Annotated in this window: 24 protein-coding genes; 7 read left to right on the top strand and 17 right to left on the bottom strand. The window is 31.9% G+C overall.

Translation table 11 applies throughout. The features are described 5' to 3' along the window. Positions 1–31: 31 nt before the first annotated feature. Together HMPREF3267_RS06885 and mutY are read right to left on the bottom strand one after the other, a co-directional pair. Positions 32–574, bottom strand: coding sequence for a nucleoside tri-diphosphate phosphatase (locus tag HMPREF3267_RS06885; RefSeq protein ID WP_002461312.1), 543 nt, complete (start codon positions 572–574; stop codon positions 32–34). 97 nt (positions 575–671) lie between these two features. Beyond that, positions 672–1,727, bottom strand: a complete 1,056-nt coding sequence (gene mutY, locus HMPREF3267_RS06880) for an A/G-specific adenine glycosylase (RefSeq protein ID WP_002477969.1) — start codon at positions 1,725–1,727, stop codon at positions 672–674. A 123-nt stretch (positions 1,728–1,850) separates the two neighbouring features. Between mutY and HMPREF3267_RS06875 the strand changes: the two genes are divergently transcribed. Then, positions 1,851–2,825 carry a metal-dependent hydrolase gene (locus tag HMPREF3267_RS06875; protein WP_012990800.1) on the top strand — a complete coding sequence of 325 codons (975 nt, stop codon included), beginning with the start codon at positions 1,851–1,853 and terminating at the stop codon, positions 2,823–2,825. 94 nt (positions 2,826–2,919) lie between these two features. Here the strand turns inward: HMPREF3267_RS06875 and HMPREF3267_RS06870 are convergent, their stop codons facing one another. From HMPREF3267_RS06870 to HMPREF3267_RS12480, 7 genes are all read right to left on the bottom strand, one after another. Then, entirely contained in the window at positions 2,920–3,723 is an 804-nt protein-coding gene (locus tag HMPREF3267_RS06870; RefSeq protein WP_002461316.1) for a hypothetical protein, read from the bottom strand. A gap of 8 nt (positions 3,724–3,731) precedes the next feature. Further along, positions 3,732–5,249 carry an ATP-binding cassette domain-containing protein gene (locus tag HMPREF3267_RS06865; RefSeq protein ID WP_062077822.1) on the bottom strand — a complete coding sequence of 506 codons (1,518 nt, stop codon included), beginning with the start codon at positions 5,247–5,249 and terminating at the stop codon, positions 3,732–3,734. A 13-nt stretch (positions 5,250–5,262) separates the two neighbouring features. After that, positions 5,263–5,574, bottom strand: coding sequence for a YfhH family protein (locus tag HMPREF3267_RS06860; protein ID WP_002461319.1), 312 nt, complete (start codon positions 5,572–5,574; stop codon positions 5,263–5,265). After that, on the bottom strand, positions 5,567–6,370 hold the full coding sequence (recX, locus tag HMPREF3267_RS06855) for a recombination regulator RecX (protein WP_002477966.1): 804 nt from the start codon (positions 6,368–6,370) through the stop codon (positions 5,567–5,569). The genes HMPREF3267_RS06860 and recX overlap by 8 nt, the downstream gene beginning before the upstream one ends. 262 nt (positions 6,371–6,632) lie before the next feature. After that, positions 6,633–7,445 carry a monofunctional peptidoglycan glycosyltransferase SgtB gene (gene sgtB, locus HMPREF3267_RS06850; protein ID WP_002461321.1) on the bottom strand — a complete coding sequence of 271 codons (813 nt, stop codon included), beginning with the start codon at positions 7,443–7,445 and terminating at the stop codon, positions 6,633–6,635. A 239-nt stretch (positions 7,446–7,684) separates the two neighbouring features. After that, positions 7,685–8,203: a type 1 glutamine amidotransferase domain-containing protein gene (locus tag HMPREF3267_RS06845; RefSeq protein ID WP_037544401.1), complete on the bottom strand. Its 519-nt coding sequence runs from the start codon at positions 8,201–8,203 to the stop codon at positions 7,685–7,687. 159 nt (positions 8,204–8,362) lie between these two features. Continuing rightward, entirely contained in the window at positions 8,363–8,524 is a 162-nt protein-coding gene (locus HMPREF3267_RS12480; RefSeq protein WP_002461323.1) for an SE1561 family protein, read from the bottom strand. 139 nt (positions 8,525–8,663) lie between these two features. Between HMPREF3267_RS12480 and yfkAB the strand changes: the two genes are divergently transcribed. After that, positions 8,664–9,806 carry a radical SAM/CxCxxxxC motif protein YfkAB gene (yfkAB, locus tag HMPREF3267_RS06840; protein ID WP_062077824.1) on the top strand — a complete coding sequence of 381 codons (1,143 nt, stop codon included), beginning with the start codon at positions 8,664–8,666 and terminating at the stop codon, positions 9,804–9,806. Positions 9,807–10,126: 320 nt separating this feature from the next. Here yfkAB and HMPREF3267_RS06835 read toward each other — a convergent pair whose 3' ends face one another. Genes HMPREF3267_RS06835 through HMPREF3267_RS06825 form a run of 3 tightly spaced genes read right to left on the bottom strand, consistent with a single transcriptional unit; the run spans position 10,127 to position 12,124 of the window. After that, complete coding sequence (locus HMPREF3267_RS06835; RefSeq protein ID WP_002461325.1) at positions 10,127–10,654, bottom strand: acyl-CoA thioesterase; 528 nt, start codon at positions 10,652–10,654, stop codon at positions 10,127–10,129. Positions 10,655–10,687: 33 nt separating this feature from the next. Next, the gene (locus tag HMPREF3267_RS06830; protein ID WP_002461326.1) at positions 10,688–11,926 is read right to left on the bottom strand and encodes an aminopeptidase; all 1,239 of its coding nucleotides are present in this window, start codon (positions 11,924–11,926) and stop codon (positions 10,688–10,690) included. A 12-nt stretch (positions 11,927–11,938) separates the two neighbouring features. Beyond that, entirely contained in the window at positions 11,939–12,124 is a 186-nt protein-coding gene (locus HMPREF3267_RS06825) for a DUF1128 domain-containing protein (RefSeq protein WP_002492715.1), read from the bottom strand. Positions 12,125–12,287: 163 nt separating this feature from the next. On the opposite strand from HMPREF3267_RS06825, the gene HMPREF3267_RS06820 reads away from it, so the two are divergent. The 3 genes from HMPREF3267_RS06820 to HMPREF3267_RS06810 all read left to right on the top strand — a co-directional run bounded on the left by HMPREF3267_RS06820 (position 12,288) and on the right by HMPREF3267_RS06810 (position 14,476). Further along, entirely contained in the window at positions 12,288–12,752 is a 465-nt protein-coding gene (locus tag HMPREF3267_RS06820) for a low molecular weight protein-tyrosine-phosphatase (protein WP_002477961.1), read from the top strand. Positions 12,753–12,758: 6 nt separating this feature from the next. Further along, entirely contained in the window at positions 12,759–13,043 is a 285-nt protein-coding gene (locus HMPREF3267_RS06815) for a YtxH domain-containing protein (RefSeq protein WP_002461330.1), read from the top strand. 203 nt (positions 13,044–13,246) lie between these two features. Next, complete coding sequence (locus HMPREF3267_RS06810; protein WP_002461332.1) at positions 13,247–14,476, top strand: YihY/virulence factor BrkB family protein; 1,230 nt, start codon at positions 13,247–13,249, stop codon at positions 14,474–14,476. A 172-nt stretch (positions 14,477–14,648) separates the two neighbouring features. Here the strand turns inward: HMPREF3267_RS06810 and vraR are convergent, their stop codons facing one another. The 5 genes from vraR to map all read right to left on the bottom strand — a co-directional run bounded on the left by vraR (position 14,649) and on the right by map (position 18,301). Further along, on the bottom strand, positions 14,649–15,278 hold the full coding sequence (vraR, locus tag HMPREF3267_RS06805) for a response regulator transcription factor VraR (protein WP_002461333.1): 630 nt from the start codon (positions 15,276–15,278) through the stop codon (positions 14,649–14,651). Then, a complete protein-coding gene (locus tag HMPREF3267_RS06800; RefSeq protein ID WP_002461334.1) occupies positions 15,268–16,311 on the bottom strand; it encodes a sensor histidine kinase VraS in 1,044 nt (347 codons plus the stop codon). The genes vraR and HMPREF3267_RS06800 overlap by 11 nt, the downstream gene beginning before the upstream one ends. After that, the gene (gene liaF, locus HMPREF3267_RS06795) at positions 16,308–17,009 is read right to left on the bottom strand and encodes a cell wall-active antibiotics response protein VraT (RefSeq protein WP_002461335.1); all 702 of its coding nucleotides are present in this window, start codon (positions 17,007–17,009) and stop codon (positions 16,308–16,310) included. Before liaF ends, HMPREF3267_RS06800 begins: the two co-directional genes overlap by 4 nt. Before the next feature lie 24 nt (positions 17,010–17,033). Further along, entirely contained in the window at positions 17,034–17,420 is a 387-nt protein-coding gene (locus tag HMPREF3267_RS06790) for a hypothetical protein (protein ID WP_002477960.1), read from the bottom strand. A gap of 125 nt (positions 17,421–17,545) precedes the next feature. Continuing rightward, positions 17,546–18,301, bottom strand: a complete 756-nt coding sequence (map, locus tag HMPREF3267_RS06785; protein ID WP_002461338.1) for a type I methionyl aminopeptidase — start codon at positions 18,299–18,301, stop codon at positions 17,546–17,548. A 244-nt stretch (positions 18,302–18,545) separates the two neighbouring features. Between map and HMPREF3267_RS06780 the strand changes: the two genes are divergently transcribed. Continuing rightward, positions 18,546–19,526 (top strand): FUSC family protein, encoded by a 981-nt coding sequence (locus HMPREF3267_RS06780; protein WP_002492696.1) that lies wholly within the window; start codon positions 18,546–18,548, stop codon positions 19,524–19,526. Positions 19,527–19,659: 133 nt separating this feature from the next. Next, positions 19,660–21,021 carry an FAD-dependent oxidoreductase gene (locus HMPREF3267_RS06775; RefSeq protein ID WP_002477958.1) on the top strand — a complete coding sequence of 454 codons (1,362 nt, stop codon included), beginning with the start codon at positions 19,660–19,662 and terminating at the stop codon, positions 21,019–21,021. Positions 21,022–21,139: the final 118 nt, after the last annotated feature.

The raw sequence follows: 21,139 nt of genomic DNA, 5'->3' as shown, positions 1-21,139 counted from the left end.
CCAATTTATTTTGGAATTACACATAATTTGCTTAATAATCTCGTACCTTTTTATAGCGTTGTTTCCAAACTTTTATAAAATCAGGTGCAAATGGCCCTTTCTTTTGCTCTATCCATTGCTGTAATATATCAACATTTCGGCGCAAAATCATATCGATATCATGTGGATAATTCATTTGATTCATATGTTGTTCATATTCATCTTCATCTAATAAATGATATTTCCCATTAGGATAAACTTTAATATCTAAATCATAATCGATATATTTAAGTGCTTCTTCATCACAAACAAAAGGTGATGATAAATTACAATAATAATAGATTCCATCCTCTCTAAACATACAAATAACATTGAACCAATATTCTGAATGGAAGTAAACAATAGCTGGTTCTCTCGTTATCCAAGTTCGACCATCACTTTCAGTAACGAGCGTGTGATCATTACCTCCAATAATGACATGGTCGGTTCCCTTGAGGATTGTCGTTTCTGACCAAACGCGATGAATATTGCCATCGTGTTTATAGCTTTGTATTTTTATTGTTTCTCCTTCTTTAGGTATGGATTCTTTAACCATACTCCACACCACCTTTTCATATTTTGCACTTTTGATTATATCATATTTTAAAAATTTAACTTAAGCTTTAACTGTCTTTTTTCAGCTATTCGTACTATTAAGTTTCTCCAATTATAAAGTCATAAATCTTTGACATTGATACTGGAAATGTATAATCATCACGGTTAGATAAATCTAACCACGTCATATATTTTGGAAGCTGAACCGCCGTTAAATTAACATCATGAACTACACTATAAACCTGTATATTCCATGTTAAATGTGTAAACTGATGTTTTAGTTGATAAATAGGCTCACCTGTAGCGGTGATAGACATACCAAGACGATTTGTTAGTTCTTGTTCCGCGTTATCAGCGTCAACCATTGGAAATTGCCACATACCGTTAAGTAGCTTCTCTTGACGTTTTTCTATAAGATAGTCTCCATGCTGATTACGAATTAAAAATACTTTTAGATTTATTATTTTCTTTTTTTTATTTTTGCTTTTTACTGGTAGATCTTGAATCGTACCTTGCTCAAAAGCTTCACAATGTGATTGTATAGGACAAAATAAGCATAATGGATTTTTAGGCGTACAAATAAGTGCACCCAGTTCCATCATTGCCTGATTAAATGTACCAGCATGCTCTTGTACATATGGTTCTAATTGGTTTTCATATGCTTTTCTAGTAGATTGTAGTTTAATATCACTATAATCATTATTAATTCTTGACCACACTCTAAAAACATTACCATCAACCGTAGGCAATGGATGATTAAAAGCGATACTCATCACTGCAGCTTTAGTATAAGGACCTACACCCTTCAACTTTTCAAAATGTTCAGGTTGTGATGGCACAATCCCTCGATACACTTGATGGACTTCTTTAATTGCAGAATGGAAATTTCGTGCTCGACTATAATAACCTAGCCCCTCCCAATATTTTAAAACCTCATCTTCATGCGCATCACTTAATTCTTTAATTGTTGGAAAGCGTTGTATAAAGCGATGATAATAATCTATAACCGTTTTCACTTGTGTTTGCTGTAACATAACTTCGCTCAACCAAATATAATATGGATCTGCAGTTTCTCTCCAAGGCAGTTCGCGTTGATTTTTATTAAACCAATCCTCTAAATGACGCTTAAATGTTCTTTCTCTATACAATGACATATACTCCTCTTGCATATTTTTTATTGCTCTACTCATTTAAATTAACTATAATGTAACTTCATTTCGTTATTCCAATTTTTAGATTATAATAAAATATAAATACCAAAGAAAAGAGTGAATGATATGGATACTGCCACACATATAGCTATCGGTGTTGGTTTGACTGCATTAGCTACACAAGATCCAGCAATGGCAGACACGTTTGCCGCTACTGCCACTACGATTATAGCCGGATCTTTAATACCAGATAGTGACACGGTGTTAAAGCTTAAAAGTAATTCCGCCTACATAACACATCATAGAGGCATCACACATTCTATCCCTTTTACAATTTTATGGCCAATCCTTATAACATTTATCATATTTGTTATCTTCAAACAAACAAATCCACTGCATGTATGGATGTGGGCACAATTAGCTGTCTTTTTACATGTCTTTGTAGATATATTTAACTCTTACGGTACACAAGCGTTACGCCCTATTACCAACAAATGGATACAATTAGGTGTTATTAACACATTCGACCCGATTATTTTCATCATTTTAGTTATAGGCATTATATTATGGATTATTGGAATACATCCTTATGCTATTTTTATTCCAATATTGTTCTTGTTAATTGGCTATTATATGATTCGTTTTAAAATGCAGTCAATCATCACTGAACAGGCTCTTAATCAAATTAGATCTAAACAGCACCCAGTAAAAATATTTGTTATTCCTACTTTAAAGTTTTTTGAATGGCGAGTAGCTATTCAAACAGAAACACATGATTATGTTGGGAGAGCTTATGGCAGAAATGTCGTATTTAGCGATAAAGTAGAGCGCCAACAATTCAAACCTGGAACTTTATTATGGCAAATAAAAGGCAATCCTGAAATACGTACATTTTTAAATTTTTCTTCGATTTATCGTTGGCAGATACGTCGCTTGGATGATGACACGACTGAGATACGACTCATTGATTTAAGATATTTAAATAATGACCACTACTCATTTGCTGCTATAGCGCATGTCAATAATCAACAGAAAATTGATTATTCTTATATCGGTTGGGTGTTTTCTGAAGAAAAATTACAGAAAAAACTATATTCATAATTTAAAAATGAAAGCCAATTGAAGTGTTAACTTTGTCACTATAGACGACACATCAAATTGGCTTTTTTATTATTTATGCGTTGCTAGCAAATGGTTAGTCTTTATTATTTTCATTATTAATCTTCGTCATGGGATAATGTTGATATTTTGTTTGTGCCATGTGACGGTGATACCAATAACTTAAAGTAAATATTAATACCAAAAATAATATAAAATAGATATGATATGGTAAATTACTTAAACTGGTAATTCCAAAAATAACGGATGTACTTACTCCATCAACTAAATAATATAGTGGGTTGAGCATTAGAATATGACCAAATATCGATAAAGTCGTTTTAGGTATGTATAAAATAGGAACCATAAAACAACTTAACAGTACACCTATCCAGTAGATCTTCATTACCAACTTTTGATACATAATACTTAATAAACCTAATAATTCAGCGATTAATATGATATTTAGACACCCTATTAACAAATAAAATATTAGTGCCCAAACTGATAATTCAATGTTCAAAGGTAAAAAAATGATTAAAATTAAGAACAGTAAAAATCCGACTAAAGTTCCCGCTAATCCATTCAATATTGTTGTCACAATAGGTGATAAACTAAATGATTTAGTAACCCAATAATCATTTTTATAATCCTTGAATGCTTTATATGTAGTATAAGTAAATACTATAAAATATAAGGCTGATGCTAATCTATAATACCATCGTATTCGAACAAGTTCTTCAATTGCCATCATTTTCATCCAACCTGCACTTGCTAGTATCATTATGATACCTGTAAGTAGCAAGAGCGCAAATCCTTTCCAACTTTCCAATAAACGTTTTATTGAATATTGGCAAAGTCGAGGAATATTTTTAATATAAATTATCCAATTATCTATCATTTTTTCACCTACAATTCAATAAATATCCATTTATTTTCTTTCATATCTGCAATTAAATAGCCACCATACGTCTTTGTTATCCAAATGTCTTTTGAAATATTAAATTCTTTCTTTAACTCATCTTTTTTAACTATTGGGAAGACAAATCCTTTAAGTTTATCGGTATCATTAAATAGCATTTCAATGGGTTGTTCAGTTATATCTACTACAAATCGATTTTCTTTGTCAGGAACTAAAGTTTTCTTCACTGTTTTATGTGATTTGTTTAAATGACTATTGAAATAATCAACAAAATTGCCATAATTTGATTTCATGTATTTTGACATAGTTGTAAATTTATGTTCCTCATATAATGCAGCAGGATTAAAATATTCTAATTTATTTTTAGCCACATAATAATTCTTGTTATCAACTTTTACCCGATAATTTTTCGAATTTTCTCCAATAATTGTTAATAAGCTATATTTAGGTGCTGTTAATTCATTATTACCATGCAAATGAATTTTCCCATTCAGTGCTAATCCATATGCCAGCTTTTCTTCATATGGATCCACATTTTGGTTTTGAATTTTTGACTGACTAAGATTATTTGATAGTTGAATATTGCCAGTATTAGTAAATATTAATGCAAACATAACTACCATTCCCAATACTAAGCTTATAAGTATTGTCCAAAACTTCACTATGTATACTGGTGCTTGTGCATGTTTATAACGTTCAACACGTTTAAAATTGTAGGTCATTTCTGGAATTTGTGCTCGACTTTTTTTCCAATCGATATCAAAGTTTTCTATAGCTACTTCATCCTCTAATGATAGTCGATCACGTTCATGTTCCCGAAATTTAGGAATAACTTGATTAATTGAGCCTTCCATTCGCAGTTGTCCATGTGATATCCATGCAACATAATTACTAATCTGAATCACTTTATCAATGTCATCATCAATAATAATCATTGTTAAGTTATTATCAACATAGTCATTTGATAATTCTACAGCTTTTGGTAAATATGTTTCCGGTATATTCTCAATAATATGATTTAGAATAATGATTTCTGCTGCTGAAGCTCTAGCAATACTAACGATAAGTTGTGCATATTCAGCATGGGTTAATGTAAATACAGGTTGCTGCTGCTTTGTATCAAGGTGCGCATACTTTATAATTTGTGATACTTTATGGTCGCTTACCTCATAGGGGAAAAGTTTTACAATTGTATTAACATAATTAAAAACTGTTGCTTGTATTAAATGCTTATCTTTGATATCTCCAAAATAAAGCGTACCTGAACATATTACTTTTCCTTTGTCTGGTTTAACATCTCCAGCTAATATTCTTCCTATAAGCGATTTAGAAGATCCTGGCTCACCTATAATTGCTAGTGATTCGCCTTGATATAAATGCAACGAAATTTTATTTAAATTAATATCATTGGCTTCATATTGATATGGGTTAAACCAACGCTTTGCTTTTTTATTTCTAAAATAATGTGTAATATTAAGCATCTTCAATACAATTGAACTACTCATTTAATTCATCCTTCTATAATTTTAATAAGGCTAACGGCAAACCTTCTTCCGATTCAGCACTATTGATTCGAAATCCCCATGCAAATACACCTTTTAGCCGTTCAACTTTAAAAAACATACCACTACCATCATTTAATGGGTAAATTTTACCAATTTCTATTTTAGTGGAATCAATAAGATAACTCTCTGCGATAATCACTTTTGTTTGATACACATCGTATTCATTCATGATGCCGTTCATTTCAGCTTTTCGCATTTTTTCTTTATATAGTTGTATTTCATGTCTTAATTCTTGTTCTGACATTTCACTCATTTGTTTATTCATCAGAAATACCGCTTTCTTCTAAAGTTACTTTGATTTTATCATAATTATAACCTTTTCTCATAAGGGCTTCTATGGTTTTCATGACAAGCTGTTGTCCGTTGTAATTTTTTTGTTTTTTATTATAAACTTTTTCTAAATCTCGTTGCAATAATGCAGCTTCCACACTTTCATCTTGTTGAAAATCTAATTCTTGCAATACTTGCTTAATCGTTTCAATTGTATAACCTTTTTGTATTAGTGCTTGAGACACTTTCTGTTTAACTTTTGCTATAGGACCTTTTTTACTTTTCATCAATTTGTGTCCTACTTTTAAAATATCTTCAAAGGGTTGTTCTACCTCATAGCGCTGCGTAAAACGTTCTATAATCTCCTCTTCAATTCCAACTTGATATAGCTTTTGTTTAAATACTTCTGGCCCCTTATCAGTTGTCCGAATCATCGTATTTTTTAAACTTTCCGCATAATCTTCATGATTAATAAACTTTTCTTTGTAGCAATAATCAATGATTTGATCTATAGCCGTTTCATTGATATCACTTTTAACTAGCTGCTGTCTCACTTCTTTTTCAGTACGTTTTTTAAATGATAAATAGTGCAGTGCAATATGAATTCCAAAGCGATAATGATCGTATTTTTGTATTTCTTCCATTTGTTTAGCATCAATCATTTGATTTTTTTTAAGATTAAATTTAACAAGTGTATCCATATCAATGCCCATTTCAAATACACCATCTAAATATAAATTGAACCGCTCTTTATTCTTCCTCTGCACTTCAATTTTAGTAACTTTTGGCATTGTATCCCTCCAAATGACTAATTTAACTATTCGCATATTCTAACATCTATATTTTATTACACAGAACAAGTTTATGTAACTATAATCTCTTAAAATCTTTGCCTAATCATCATCAATGCAAAGCCAGGCTGGACATCATCCATAAAACAAAAGCACAAAGACGATTTTTAATTTCAGATCGTCTTTGTGCTTATTTATAATTAATGCTATATGGGCACTTCAATTTTAACCTGTTACATTTTGTCCGAATCTGGCTTGTAACTTAATACTGATTTAGCTGTGTTAATGCTTCTTGATATTGATTGTTAGAAATAAAATCCTGTTGTTTCATTTTTTCAAGGTTTATTTTAACTCTGTTTTTAAAATTCGTAGACATATCATTAATATCATATACACTTGGTGCATTGACTTTACTTGCTAAAATAGCACTTTGTAATACTGTTATATGTGGCAAATTGTTATTGTTTACGTTTGTAGTTACTCCAAAGTAATGATTAGCTGCGCCTTCTATTGTATATTGGTCGCTACCAAAATAAATATTATTCAAATAAAAACTTAGTATTTGATTCTTACTATATTGTTTTTCAACTTTATGAGCAACAAACAATTCTTTAATTTTACGTGTAAACGAGCGTTCATTATCGTAATAATAGTTTTTGACTGTTTGCTGCGTAATTGTGCTTCCACCTTGCACATCCCGTTCTCCAATCGTCGAGAATAAAGCTCTTACTGTACCTTTAATGTCAAAACCATGATGTTTATAGAAACGCTCATCTTCCATAGAAATAAATGCACCTCGAACATATTCTGGCATATGTTGCGCAGAGACAAAATTACTTTTCTTTTCTATCGACTGTAAATCATCTACATTTGCTCTAGAGGATAAGAAAAACATTAGTCCTAAAAATAAAATAATGATGATGATTAAGAAGATAAACAATCGTAAAAAAAGTCGTTTACTTTTTTTCTTTTTAGGTGGTTTGCCCACAGGTTGATAATACGTATTAAAATGTGGTTCATTTTGACGTTGATTATAATCCCTGGGGGCATTGGCATATTTTTCACTTCTTTTCATGCACTAGCTCCCTTTCTAAACTCACTTGTTACTGTGAGTTTACCAGTAGTTGGCAATATAAGCTATACTATTAGTGAAAAATCAGTCCCAAGGTGGAGCGTTCTTATCATTAAAAACAAAAAAAGCATTTAAATTAAAAGCCAAGTGAATGACTTCTAAATTTAAATGCAAATGAACAGTCAAATGTTCTGAAGACTTATACTTATATTTAAAATGCTGATTATCTTCAACTTACAAGCTTAATCTTCTAATAGTTTAACAATTTCTCTATTAAAATCGTCTAAGTCATCTGGTGTACGACTTGTAACAATATTTTTGTCAACGACTACAGATTCATCAACAACATTTGCGCCTGCATTTGACAAATCTTTACGCACATTTAAAACAGCTGTTACAGTTCGACCTTTTAAATCGTCAGTATCAATTAAAATCTGTGGTCCATGACAAATTGCGAATGCTGGAACATCATTTTTAGTAAAGTATTTTGCGAATGTACCATAACGGCCTTCTGTGTCACCACGTAAATAATCTGGTGAGAATCCTCCAGGAATTAATAACGCATCATAATCTTCTGGATTGGCATCTGCAATGCTCACATCCACTGCGATTTTTTCCCCATGTTTACCTACAACTTCACTATTCGCTGTATCGCTAATAATAACAGTTTCAAATCCTGCATTTTCAATAGCTTCTTTAGGACTTGTAAGCTCTATATCCTCAAATTCATTGGTAACTATAATTGCTACTTTCTTAGTCATAAAATAAATCACCTTTCTATCTAAATTATTATATTTAGTATATAGACAAGTTGATTCATAATTAAACATCGTCATTTTGATTTAAAAGAACTTGATAATTCAAATCATTCACCTTTGTGATGCACTTGCAGTATAAACTTAAATCTACACATCTAACTTTTAATGCCCGACTTGTTTAACTTTTTCTTCTAATTGATCTAAGAGCCCAATCCATTCATCGATATCTCTTATACTTACGTCGTTTGGATCTACGTGATCAATATCATCAATGAATTTAGACAAACGTTTTTTAATTTGGTCAATGGTTTTTTGTTCATTCATTTGTCATGAAATCTCCTTTAAATTGTTTTAATAATGATATTATTATCCTAACAGAATTTGACAAAAAGCGATATAATCTTAATAATGTTTACTGTACTTTCAAGCACATAGTAAAGAATTCACTTTAGGAGTAATAGTCATGATAACAACAAATAAACAACCTATTTCAATCCAAAATGATCCCTGGGAAACTTATAACGATATTGAATCATATGGCCACTTAGCGCTTAGTAATATTGAATTTACAACAACAAATCTATGCAATATGCGATGTAGCCATTGCGCTGTAGGTTATACATTACAAACGAAAGATCCCGAATCATTGCCGATGGATTTGATTTATCGCCGTTTAGATGAAATCCCTCATCTTCGCACTATGTCCATCACAGGCGGCGAACCTATGTTTTCTAAAAAATCAATTAAAAATGTAGTAAAGCCATTACTCAAATATGCATATGATCGTGGCATCTATACTCAAATGAATTCAAATTTAACTTTGCCACAAGACCGTTACTTAGAAGTTGCCGAATACATTGATGTCATGCACATTTCTCACAACTGGGGAACAATTCAGGAATTTACAGATGTCGGCTTTGGTGCAATGGTAAAACAACCACCTTTAAAAGCAAAGTTAAAACTTTATGAGCAGATGCTTGACAATGCTCGTACACTGTCTGAACAAGGTATGTTTGTTTCGGCAGAGACAATGTTAAATCAAAGTACATTGCCGTATTTAAATAAAATACATAATGAAATCGTGACGGAAATGAAATGTCAACGTCATGAAGTTCATCCAATGTATCCTTCCGACTTTGCTAGTCAACTAAATGTGTTATCTTTAGCAGAAATGAAACAAGCTATCAATTATTTATTAGATATCCGTCATGATGATGTATGGATGTTATTTGGTACTTTGCCAATTTATCCTTGTATCAATGACGAAGATGATCAACTACTTCTCGACCGATTACGAAATGCTAAAAACGTAACTATGCGAAATGATCCTGATGGTCGAAGTCGTTTAAATGTCAATGTTTTTACTGGCAATGTCATCGTGACAGACTTTGGTGATGAAAATGGTACAATATCTAATATTAAAAATGATAAGTTAGTAGATGTCTTTGATAAATGGTTAGACAGTGAATTAGCAAAATCTTTAAATTGTCATTGTGAAGCTTTTAACTGTTTAGGGCCTAATGTTTTAGTGAAAAATATGTATTATCCAAATACTGATTTTAGAAAAAATGAAATTGCTATGCACAGTCAAAATATTTATAGCTAAAATATACAAAAGCCTGGAATAACTTTTGTGGAAAAATTAGGGGGCGGGTCAGAATTCATGATGAATTCGTAGTCCCGCCCCGGCAAGGTTGACTAGGATTGAATAAAGATTGGTATAAGCGTATTTTCAATCCAGTCTGCTACTGCCAATACATATAGTTCATAGACCAAAACATACTTATGTCCCAAACTCTTCTCTGTATGCAATACTTTCTACGATTGACTCGCCTACTTAGGAAACAACTTTAGCCATCCCAACTTGCTTTGAATGCCTTTGGTGTTTCAATTTTAATTTGATATATTGATGACCCAAACTGTTATTTACTCTTCAATATTTTGTACGTCAGATAAAAAGTTAATCGTTCTTTTACTTTCCTCTCGTCGATCTTTGCGACGTTTTACGCGTTGTGGTGCTGTTTCATGAAACCATTTTTCAACACGTGTTTCAGGATAGACTTGCGGCACTTTAATCGGCTTCCCATTGTCATCTAAGGCAACAAACGTAAGAAAACTTAACGCTGCTAAATGACGTTCATTATGCAATACATCATCAATAATAATTTGCACACAAACCTCCATAGAACTGTGCCCAGCATAGGTTACCATTGCTTCGTATGAAGTAATATCACCCGTTTTAATTGGGCGTAAAAAGTCAACAGAATCTGTCGAAGCAGTGACTACTTGTGCATGACTGTGTTTCATTGCCGTTATAGCTGCTATTTCATCAATATTTGCCATCAATGATCCACCAAAAAGCGTATGTAAATGATTTGTGTCTTGCGGAAAGACTTGTTTTGAGTTAACGCTTTTTGATTCAGACATTGATTTTCTTTCTGGTTGTTCACTCATGCTAACAATCCCCTTTTGTATTTAATAAGTAGACTATGCCCAATTACCATTTTTAAAGACCAGCTCTTTACTACCGTCTTCTAAAATACCATAAATGGTTAAATCAGAACTTCCAATCATAAAGTCAACATGGACGTTAGAATCGTTTAAGCCATGCGCTATTTGTTCATCTGTAGACATTTCCGTACCACCCTTAAGATTAAATGCATACGCCGAACCAATCGCTAAATGACAAGAAGCATTCTCGTCAAATAATGTATTATAGAAAATCGTATTGCGATTAGAAATTGGAGAATCATCTGGAACTAATGCTACTTCCCCTAGTCGTTTTGATCCTTCATCGGTATTTATTAAGTCGCGGAGTACGTCCTCACCTTGTTCAGCTTTTATATCTACAATGACGCCTTCTTTAAATGTTAAAGTAAAGTTATCAATAATCGTACCATTATAGCTCAACGGTAATTTATTAGTAACATGGCCATTCACTCTATTACGATCAGGTGCTGTAAACACCTCTTCCGTAGGTATATTGGCTATAAAAGCTTGCCCATTACCATTCACATAGCTGGTAGCATCTTCCCAAATATGTCCATTTGGAAGCCCGACTTCTAGGTCTGTACCTTTAGAAATATAGTGTAACGCTTTGTATTGTTTACGCTGTAATTTATCTGCATGAACACTTAAATTTTTCACATGTTCCTGCCAATTTTTAATAGGATCATTGCCGTCTATGCGAACAATATCAAAGACTTCATCAATAAATTTGTTGTAGGCCTCTTCTATGCTTAAATCTGGATATACGCGATGCGCCCATGCTTTAGAAGGAAATGCTGCTACCACCCATGGAAATTGATTTTTTTGGCTTGCTTCCATGTAACCTTTAAACGCTTTACTATATTCTATTTGGTTTGCTTTTAATTTGTCAGAGTCAATCCCATTTAACAAATCTGGGTCTCCCGAAAGTAAGGCTAGATTTGCTGCTCCGCGTTGTACATAATCCATTCTTTCGTCCACATCATAAGCTTTTAATTCTGTATTTTTAAAATAATCTACAGACTCATGCTCAAATTTAAGTCTGGTTAATGTTGGATCTGTGTATACAACTCGCACATCTGATGCACCTAATAAATATGCTTCTTCAACTATCAAATGTGTTAACTCTAACGCTTCAACTGATGAGCGAATAAAAACGGGTTGTTGTGGTTGAATATTCATACCAACTTTTACTATTAATTGGGCATATTGTCGTAATTTTTGTTGATAATTACTCACGTTGTATTCCTCCTAGTTATGACGTAAATTACCTAATTCATCTGCAATAGCTGTAACTTCGCTCGGTGAAAATGTGTCTTTCGACATTACAAAGCGATGCATATCTGCTATATCATCTTGATTTGCATTTTTAAATTTTTCAGGATTAATTAATGCAGGGTTCACTATATTGAGTTTATTTCTTATTTCTTCAATCATAACCTCATTTGGCTTCGACACTTCACTCACCTCTTTATGATTAATATTCTTTTAAAATATCACATTTTCAAAAACTTTTATAGGAATTAGCCAATTTATACTTTTTTATTGTTTCAATTACCGATAAAATGGGCATATAGAGAATATGCTTGGAGGAATTCAAATGATAGAGGTAGCATTTGTATGTCTCGGAAATATTTGTCGGTCACCTATGGCTGAAGCAATCATGAGACAACGGTTAAAAGATAGAGACATATCTGGTATCACAGTTCATTCTAGAGGTACTGGAAAATGGAATCTTGGTGAGCCCCCACATGAAGGGACACAAAAGATTTTGACACAACATCATATTCCATTTGATGGTATGATTAGTGAATTATTTGAACCTCATGATGACTTTGATTATATTATTGCGATGGATCAGAGTAATGTTGATAATATTAAACAAATCAACCCAAATATCAAAGGACAATTGTTCAAACTATTAGATTTTAGTAACATGAAAGAGACAGATGTACCTGATCCATATTATACAAATAATTTCGAAGGCGTGTATGACATGGTACAATCATCTTGTGATAATTTAATTAACTACATCATTAAAGATGCAAACTTGAAAGAGAGGTAATTCCTAATGGAAAACAAATTTATTCCTGGTATTTTAATTGGCGCTATCGTTGGTGGTGCTGCAACACTAGCTGACAAATCAACACGTCAATCATTAGCTCAATCAATCAAAGATTTAAAAGAAGGTAATCGTTCACGCAAACCTTCTAAGTTTAATACTATTAAAGATGAAATATTATATTGGAAAGACACAATTGATGAGATTCGTCGTAATAATCCTGAATTAGAAAAATCAATTATGGATGCTAAAGATACCCTTGTAGATCGCAAAAATAAACGTCTTGGTAAGTAATAATTGGCTTTCTATGTGACTGATGTGTTTTTAACTTGATGATAGAATTTGCATGGTCACATTAGACAACTACAATGAAATTTGTGCCATATATCTTACACTAATTGAAGACTTAAAGGGGCGGGAAATCAAAGTCGAGATGACTTTTGTCCCGCTCTCTTATTTATAATTATAATTAACGTCTTTACAAAAAGGAGTTTGTCATGGCAAAAAAAGAGAAATCGAGTTCAAACTATCTTAATTCAATTAAAGAGATGCAAGATAAGCATGAACATAAAAGCGATAAAATTAATGTTGATCGTACATACGTAGAACCACAAGAATTCCAATCGAAAGACCCTAAAAAAAGCAATCAAGTATTATTTGTTTCAAGACTTAATAAACCTGCAAAATATACTAAAAAACCAAATTTTATTTCTTATCTTATCTATCGTATAGGTAAAGATGATGCTTCTGGCTTAGCAGCACAGATGACATATCATTTTGTATTGGCACTATTCCCAATGCTTATCTTTTTATTAACTTTACTACCATTATTTCAAATTGACCCTCAACAGGTTAAAGATATGGTTAGTCAAAATGCACCTGCAGAAACTGCAAGTGTCGTATCAAAAATTTTCAATGATATTACAAAAAATGCCAGTGGTAGTATTTTATCAGTAGGTTTAATATTGACAATTTGGTCAGCATCTAACGGAATGACCGCCATTATGAATTCATTTAATGTGGCTTATGATGTTGAAGATGGACGTAATCCAATTGTTCTTAAATTATTAAGTGTTGTCTTTACAGTTGTTATGGGTCTTGTATTAGCTGTAGCACTGACATTACCTACTTTTGGTACATTTATTAAAGACCATTTATTTGGAGCTATTGGCTTAGATAAGCAAGTAGCATGGATTTTTGATTTAATTCGCGTAATTTTACCTTTTATTATCATATTATTGCTGTTTATAACATTATATTCAGTAGCGCCAAATGTTAAAACAAAAATAAAATCTGTTTTCCCAGGGGCACTATTCACTTCAATTATTTGGTTATTAGGTTCATTTGGTTTCGGTTGGTATTTATCTAACTTTGGCAATTATTCAAAAACATACGGCAGCTTAGCAGGTATTATCATTTTACTTCTTTGGTTATACATCACATGCTTTATCATCATCATTGGCGCAGAAATCAATGCTATTATTCATCAGCGTCATGTAATTAAAGGTAAAACACCTGAAGAAGCTGCATTGGAACATGACGATAACAATCAGAATCATTATAATGAAAATACGACTTACGAATACAATGACGAGACTTCAACAGCCAAAGAAACAAATTATGAAGTAGATAAAAATGCTGAAGCGTTAGAAGATGAAGATAAGGAATCGATTAAAGATGTTATTATCGATAAATTTACTTCTAATGATAAAAATTCAAAAAATTAATTATTTCATTTAACGTAAGCTATTTAGCTAGTAATCTAAAGAAGCCGAATTATGTTGTTAAAAGCATAATTCGGCTTCTTTAATTGACGCTATTGTAATTCTATATCTCTATGTTTATCAATATTTAGAAATATCGAATATATCATCTAACTTTGCCTATCGTTTTCACTGCTTATTGAATAAGATTATGCTGAAATGCATAGATTACTGCTTGTGTACGGTCTTGTACTTCTAATTTGCTTAAAATATTACTCACATGTGTTTTAACTGTTTTAATAGTAATGTGTGATGCGCTTGCGATTTCTTGATTAGAATATCCTTTAGCAATTAACAGTAAAATTTCCATTTCTCGTTCTGTTAACATTTCATATAGCTCTGCACGTTTTTTCATTCTATTTCGCATTTTTACCAGAACTTCCGGTTCAAATACAGATTCTCCATGATATGTTTTGCGCACTGCTTCAGCGATATCTTTAGCGCTTGTTGTTTTTAAAATATAGCTGTCAACACCAGCGTCTAACGCTCTATATACTTCTTTATCCTCAATAAAGCTAGTCAGCATTACAACTTTAATATGAGGCATCTCTTTCTTGATTTGTGTTGTCGCTTCGACGCCATCCATGTCTTCCATTAATAAATCCATCAAGATTAAATCTGGCTTTAATTCTTGTGCTTTAGCTATTGCCTCTTTACCAGAAGCACCTTCACCTACAACTTCAAGGTCTGGCTGAGTAGATAAATAACTAGAAATTCCTATTCTTACCATTTCATGGTCATCTACAAATAGTACTTTAATTGTCATGTGAATCCTCCTTGTTTAACGGTGCTTTAACCTCTATTCTTGTTCCAGAATCAGGCAATGATACAATATGAAATGTTGCACCTATTTCTAACGCACGTTCGCGCATATTTTTCAAGCCATAACTTTGTTCGACTTTATCATCAACATTAAATCCAATGCCATTATCTTGTATTCTTAATAATAAATAATCTGCTTTATTAAATAATTCTACAGTAACTTTAGTTCCTTTTGAATGTCTTAAAGTATTAGAGATGGCTTCTTGAGTAATTCTAAACAAATGATCTTCTAAACCTTTAGGCACTTTAAATTCTTCAATATCGTGAACCACTTTCATCGGTACTTTTTTCTGTAAATCGATGACTAAATCTTTAATACCTTCACCCAACGACTTGTCCTTTAAACCAATTGGTCTTAGATGTAATAAGAGTGCTCTCATTTCAAGTTGTGAATCTTGCACCATTTTTTCTAAAACTGGAATTTGTTGATCTAAAGGTGGTTCTAGCTCTGTTTCTTTAATTGCAGATAACATCATACTGGCTGCAAATAATTGCTGGCTCACTGAATCATGTAATTCTCGAGCTAGACGTTGACGTTCGTCTTCAATTATTTTTTTCACTTTTACATCATTTAAATTATAATTTTCATTTGTTAAGTTTTGTGTTTTCATTCTTAATCGGTGTAACTCTTGATTTAAGGGAACTAATGTATGATATAAATCAATTGTTTCATTATACAATTCTATATTTTGATCATTTATACCAACTGTTTCCCCTTCTATTGCATGCTCTACTTGTGTTTTGATCCAATCATTTTGTTGATTGATTTTAAAAGCTAATATAGAGCCCACAATAATACATAATAAAATAATAACCAAATTTAAGAAAAGGAATACTGGTATTCCAAATATTTGTGTATAAAACATGCCTTGAAAGTAAATGATATTAACGAATACTTTATCAATAAACAGAAAAGCAATCATTAAGCTATACACTAGTATCAACATTGAGCCGATTGCTCGAATATAGTGGTTCATCGATAAATCACCTCAACGTCACCAATAAAAGTTGAAACATATATATTTACATTATAGTTCTCTTCTTTTAGTTTTTCTTCAATTTGGACGTGATTATTTTCTACTTTATAAGATTGTTGATTCATATAGGCATTACCGTAAAACGCTGTCATGTGTAAATTGACATTATAGTTCAGTGGAACAATCAGTTGTACTTTTCCTAATAAATGACGCACGACAATCGTATTATTTTCTTTAATATTGGCTGCTTTTGTCAAATCAATATGAACATCGCCAACTCCATGTTGAATTTGCACATCTTCCCATTTATAAACATAAACAGGTGTACGTTGTTCACCAAACCATTTTTGTTTAATAAACTGTGGTGAAGTCACTTCTTGCTCTGAAGCAACAATTGATAATGGTTTAAATTTAAAAACTAAATACCGAATAATCAATATCACTAAGAAAATAAACAATATAATTATTGTATATTTATTAGATAATAAAGTAAACGCTATTAATAATGCTCCAATCCAAAATGCTAATAGCCCTCTTACTTTGTGAAAATAAAGGTAGCCTACATACACTAAAATACAGCCTAAAAGTAAAACGAAAAGAAAGCCAATTTTTTCGAAAAATATATAATAAAAATTGGCTATAATCATTAAAGCTGTAAAAATAATTAATAACTCGGTTGATATATATTTACGTGTCATGGTTCGCCTCCTGAACAACTCAATTTAAGCAACATGACAAATTTGTTGCACGAGATGACATTCTTTTTCAGTAATAATGCGTTCTTTAGATTGTTGTGTTAAATCGGCCTCAATTTTAGCACAATAAGCTTCAAATTGATCCAATCGTGCTTTAATCGCTTGAATTTCACCATCATTAATTTCTTCTGCACACCGAATATTACAAACATGCAATATATCAATATATTTATTTTCTAACGTTGATGTCAAGCTGTCAATTAACTTTAATAAATGTGCTCTTTTTTCATTTAAGTATGCAATATAGTCTTCTATATTTTTTAATTTTGTATCTAAAATAAGTTTATATTCGTCGATACTTTCTTTAACAATATCTTTTAAAAATTTTTGTAAGTATATATCCATATATGTCATAGAACCACCTCGTTATCGATTAGTTCTATTGTAAAATAAATCCGAAGCCCAAATAATAGGCTTCGGAACCATTTTAATATCATACTTTAGCCGTATAAGATTAATTTTATGTAATACTTTACATCTTACTTATCAATTTTAGTCGTTAACAATGGCCCATCTTTTGTCACTATGACAGTATGTTCAATTTGAGCTACAAAACTTTTATCGCTTGTTTCAAATGCCCATTCATTTTTTCCTTCTGTGACAAATGTAGCATTTGAAGAAATAAATGGTTCCACTGCAATAACGACACCTTCTTTAAGAAGTGTTTTATCTTTTGGATCATAGTAATTCATAACATGATTTGGCGCTTCATGCAATGATAGACCTACTCCATGCCCAGTTAAATTCTTAATTACTGTTAAATCATTTTTACGGGCAGTAGCATGTACAGCTTTACCAATATTGCTTAATTTAGTGCCTGGCTTAACCTTTTTCATCGCATTTTCAAACGCCATAATAGCAACATCACATACCTTTTGTTTCATAGGATTGTCCGCTTCTCCCACTACAAATGATATACCTGTATCTGCGTAGTAACCATTTTTCAATGCAGATACATCAATATTTACTAAATCACCTTCGCGGATAATACGCTTACCTGGAATACCATGGGCAACTTCTTCATTTACACTAATACATGTTTGTCCAGGAAAATTTTCATCGTGTATGGGTGCAGAAATAGCACCGTACTCTTCAAATAATTCTTTAGCAATATTATCTAATTCTTTTGTTGTAATTCCAGGTTTAGTAGCCTCTTGCATAGTATCTCTTACTTTAGCGCAGATATATCCTATCTCTTTTAAGGCTTGTAATTCTTCTTCTGTTTTAACAATCATATTATCCCGTTCCTTTTTTAATGATATTATATCTTATTATACCAAAAATTTTTTGATATACTAATTGAGAACATTAATTTCTACATAATAGAAGTTTAAGTATCACACTGATAGAAATTGAGACTAGCGCTTAGAATTTAGTCAATTTAAAGAAATTGCGAGTGGGATTTTTTAACTTAATTTAAGTTCCCACTGAGCCTAGACCTTAATTATCTTAAAGTCTTTCGAAAGGTCAGAGTTTCAAATGAATAAATGGTATAAAAATATAATTGGAGCACGTACTATCAAAACAGGTGTTGCGACATTTTTTACTACAGTTTTTTGTATGTTATTAAATTTGACACCTATTTTTGCAATATTAACAGCAATCGTTACAATCGAACCTACTGCGAAAGCCTCATTAAAAAAAGGGTATCGACGCCTGCCTGCTACAGTCATAGGTGCACTTTTAGCCGTAGTTTTTACATTTATATTCGGTGATCAATCTCCATTTTCTTACGCACTAAGTGCAACATTTACGATTTTATTATGTACTAAATTAAATTTACAAGTGGGAACAACCGTTGCAGTATTAACCTCTGTAGCAATGATTCCTGGTATACATGAAGCATACATATTCAACTTCTTCTCTAGATTATTGACAGCGGTTATAGGCCTTTTGACAGCTGGTTTCGTCAATTTTATTATTTTGCCGCCTAAATATTTCCAACAAATAGAAGATAATATCGCTATTTCTGAAACTAAAACGTTTGAATTATTTTCAAGTCGTATACATGAACTTTTATTAGCTAAATATCAATCTAACACTAGTAACGATAAGCTTTCAAATTTAATAGGTTTATATTCTAAGATTGAGACTTTAATAGGCTATCAAAGAGATGAATTACGCTATCATCATAAAAATGAAGAATGCTTGCATTTAAAAGACTTAACGAATCGTGCACATATTAACCGATTATTAATTACACATTTATCAAATATTATATATTTACCTAAACATACACGTATTGTATTTTCAAATGAAGAAAAACTTGCGATTATTAAAATCAGCAATAGTATTAAAAATATTCAATGTAATGACTGTTTCAACAAAGAACCTAAGGCGGCTTCAACATTAAAATCGTCAGTTAAGCTTCTTGAAGAATTTGATGTAAATCAGATAAAGAGTCATGTCATCTATGAAATCTTAATGATTTATAAAACGGTAGATAACCTTTATTCATAGCACTTTACAATCGAATGCTTAAGTGACAGTTTTATTACAATTTAAATTTTAGTTTCATTATTGAATAAAATGACTTAAAAGTGGTACATAACAACTGTACTGTTTTTAAGTCATTTTTTAGGAGGCATTTAAAATGAAATACATTATAGTTGGAACTTCACATGCAGGTTATGAAGTAATTGAGACACTATTAAAAGAAGATGAAAATGCTGATATTGAAGTATATGAAAGTGCCGATAAACCATCCTTCTTATCATGTGGTATTCAAAGTTATTTAGAAGATATTTCTCCATCATTAGATTCATTACATTACGCATCTGTAGAATCTTATAAAGCTCAAGGTGTCAAAATTCACACGAAACATACTGTCACTGATTTAGATACGAATAAAAAAACAATAACAGTTGAACACGATGGCCAATCATCAACGGTTAGTTATGATAAATTATTCTTAAGTCCAGGTGGTCAACCTGTAACGCCTCCAGTTGATGGTATAGATAAGTATAATCACGTATACTTTATGCGAGGACGTGAATGGGCAGATGCAATTAAAGCACGCATGCCAAAAGCGAAAAAAGCCATTGTTGTAGGTGGAGGCTATATTGGAATTGAAGCTGCCGAAGCGTTTGCTAAAGCAGGCATTGAGACAAAAATGATTGATATTACTGATCGCCTCTTATCTACCTATTTAGATAAAGAGTTCACTGATATATTAGAAACACATGCTAAAGACCACCATCTTACATTTTATGGGGGTCAAACAGTTAAATCTCTTGAAGGTAATGATCAAGGTGATGTAACAAAAGTTGTTACTGATAAAGATGAATTCGAGGCTGATACTGTGCTATTTGCTGTAGGTGTTGAACCTGCCACAGATTGGTTGAAAGGTAAAATTGATTTAGGTAAAAAAGGTATTATTAACATAAACCATAAGCAAGAAACGTCTGCCCAAGATGTATATGCAGGAGGAGACGCTACTTTGATACCTTTTGCTCCAATTAAAGAAGATCGCTATTTAGCTCTTGCAACTAATTCACGTCGTCAAGGTATTACTGCAGCTAAAAATATGGCGGGTAAAGATGCAACTATGCCAAGAGTATCAGGAACTTCAGGATTAGCACTGTTTGATTATCACTTCGGACAAACTGGTGTTCACGGTTCAGAAAGTGATCAATATGATGGTAATTTAGGTCAAACTTATATTGAAGAACTAATAAGACCTAAATTTATGCAAGACCAAACAAAAGTACACATGAAAATGATTTATGATAAAGACAGTCATAAAATTTTAGGTGGTCAAATCATGTCAAAAGAAAATGTAATCGAATCTATCAATACAATTTCTGTGGCTATTTCTGCTAACTATACTTTAGAAGATTTGGCCGTACAAGACTTTTTCTTCCAACCGGACTATGATAGACCATGGAACTACCTTAACGTTTTAGCTCAACAAGCTTTAGGTGAAACATATGGTAGCGATAAAATGCTATTCTGATGATACTATGTAGTTATATTTATATATTTTCCAATAAATATATAAAAGATTAAAATAATCAGTTTTGGGACATCATTATGTTTCAGGCTATGAACTAAATATTGGCAGTAGTTGACTG

Source organism: Staphylococcus sp. HMSC62D11, from assembly GCF_001839145.1.
Classification (GTDB): domain Bacteria; phylum Bacillota; class Bacilli; order Staphylococcales; family Staphylococcaceae; genus Staphylococcus; species Staphylococcus lugdunensis.
This window is presented reverse-complemented; position numbering and strand designations above follow the sequence as displayed.

What these genes read in the sequence shown, in the direction of transcription:
- HMPREF3267_RS06885 (WP_002461312.1), bottom strand. Translation starts at nt 574, where the DNA reads ATGGTTAAAGAATCCATACCTAAAGAAGGAGAAACAATAAAAATACAA.
- mutY (WP_002477969.1), bottom strand. Translation starts at nt 1,727, where the DNA reads ATGTCATTGTATAGAGAAAGAACATTTAAGCGTCATTTAGAGGATTGG.
- HMPREF3267_RS06875 (WP_012990800.1), top strand. Translation starts at nt 1,851, where the DNA reads ATGGATACTGCCACACATATAGCTATCGGTGTTGGTTTGACTGCATTA.
- HMPREF3267_RS06870 (WP_002461316.1), bottom strand. Translation starts at nt 3,723, where the DNA reads ATGATAGATAATTGGATAATTTATATTAAAAATATTCCTCGACTTTGC.
- HMPREF3267_RS06865 (WP_062077822.1), bottom strand. Translation starts at nt 5,249, where the DNA reads ATGAGTAGTTCAATTGTATTGAAGATGCTTAATATTACACATTATTTT.
- HMPREF3267_RS06860 (WP_002461319.1), bottom strand. Translation starts at nt 5,574, where the DNA reads ATGAATAAACAAATGAGTGAAATGTCAGAACAAGAATTAAGACATGAA.
- recX (WP_002477966.1), bottom strand. Translation starts at nt 6,370, where the DNA reads ATGCCAAAAGTTACTAAAATTGAAGTGCAGAGGAAGAATAAAGAGCGG.
- sgtB (WP_002461321.1), bottom strand. Translation starts at nt 7,445, where the DNA reads ATGAAAAGAAGTGAAAAATATGCCAATGCCCCCAGGGATTATAATCAA.
- HMPREF3267_RS06845 (WP_037544401.1), bottom strand. Translation starts at nt 8,203, where the DNA reads ATGACTAAGAAAGTAGCAATTATAGTTACCAATGAATTTGAGGATATA.
- HMPREF3267_RS12480 (WP_002461323.1), bottom strand. Translation starts at nt 8,524, where the DNA reads ATGAATGAACAAAAAACCATTGACCAAATTAAAAAACGTTTGTCTAAA.
- yfkAB (WP_062077824.1), top strand. Translation starts at nt 8,664, where the DNA reads ATGATAACAACAAATAAACAACCTATTTCAATCCAAAATGATCCCTGG.
- HMPREF3267_RS06835 (WP_002461325.1), bottom strand. Translation starts at nt 10,654, where the DNA reads ATGAGTGAACAACCAGAAAGAAAATCAATGTCTGAATCAAAAAGCGTT.
- HMPREF3267_RS06825 (WP_002492715.1), bottom strand. Translation starts at nt 12,124, where the DNA reads ATGATTGAAGAAATAAGAAATAAACTCAATATAGTGAACCCTGCATTA.
- HMPREF3267_RS06820 (WP_002477961.1), top strand. Translation starts at nt 12,288, where the DNA reads ATGATAGAGGTAGCATTTGTATGTCTCGGAAATATTTGTCGGTCACCT.
- HMPREF3267_RS06815 (WP_002461330.1), top strand. Translation starts at nt 12,759, where the DNA reads ATGGAAAACAAATTTATTCCTGGTATTTTAATTGGCGCTATCGTTGGT.
- HMPREF3267_RS06810 (WP_002461332.1), top strand. Translation starts at nt 13,247, where the DNA reads ATGGCAAAAAAAGAGAAATCGAGTTCAAACTATCTTAATTCAATTAAA.
- vraR (WP_002461333.1), bottom strand. Translation starts at nt 15,278, where the DNA reads ATGACAATTAAAGTACTATTTGTAGATGACCATGAAATGGTAAGAATA.
- HMPREF3267_RS06800 (WP_002461334.1), bottom strand. Translation starts at nt 16,311, where the DNA reads ATGAACCACTATATTCGAGCAATCGGCTCAATGTTGATACTAGTGTAT.
- liaF (WP_002461335.1), bottom strand. Translation starts at nt 17,009, where the DNA reads ATGACACGTAAATATATATCAACCGAGTTATTAATTATTTTTACAGCT.
- HMPREF3267_RS06790 (WP_002477960.1), bottom strand. Translation starts at nt 17,420, where the DNA reads ATGACATATATGGATATATACTTACAAAAATTTTTAAAAGATATTGTT.
- map (WP_002461338.1), bottom strand. Translation starts at nt 18,301, where the DNA reads ATGATTGTTAAAACAGAAGAAGAATTACAAGCCTTAAAAGAGATAGGA.
- HMPREF3267_RS06780 (WP_002492696.1), top strand. Translation starts at nt 18,546, where the DNA reads ATGAATAAATGGTATAAAAATATAATTGGAGCACGTACTATCAAAACA.
- HMPREF3267_RS06775 (WP_002477958.1), top strand. Translation starts at nt 19,660, where the DNA reads ATGAAATACATTATAGTTGGAACTTCACATGCAGGTTATGAAGTAATT.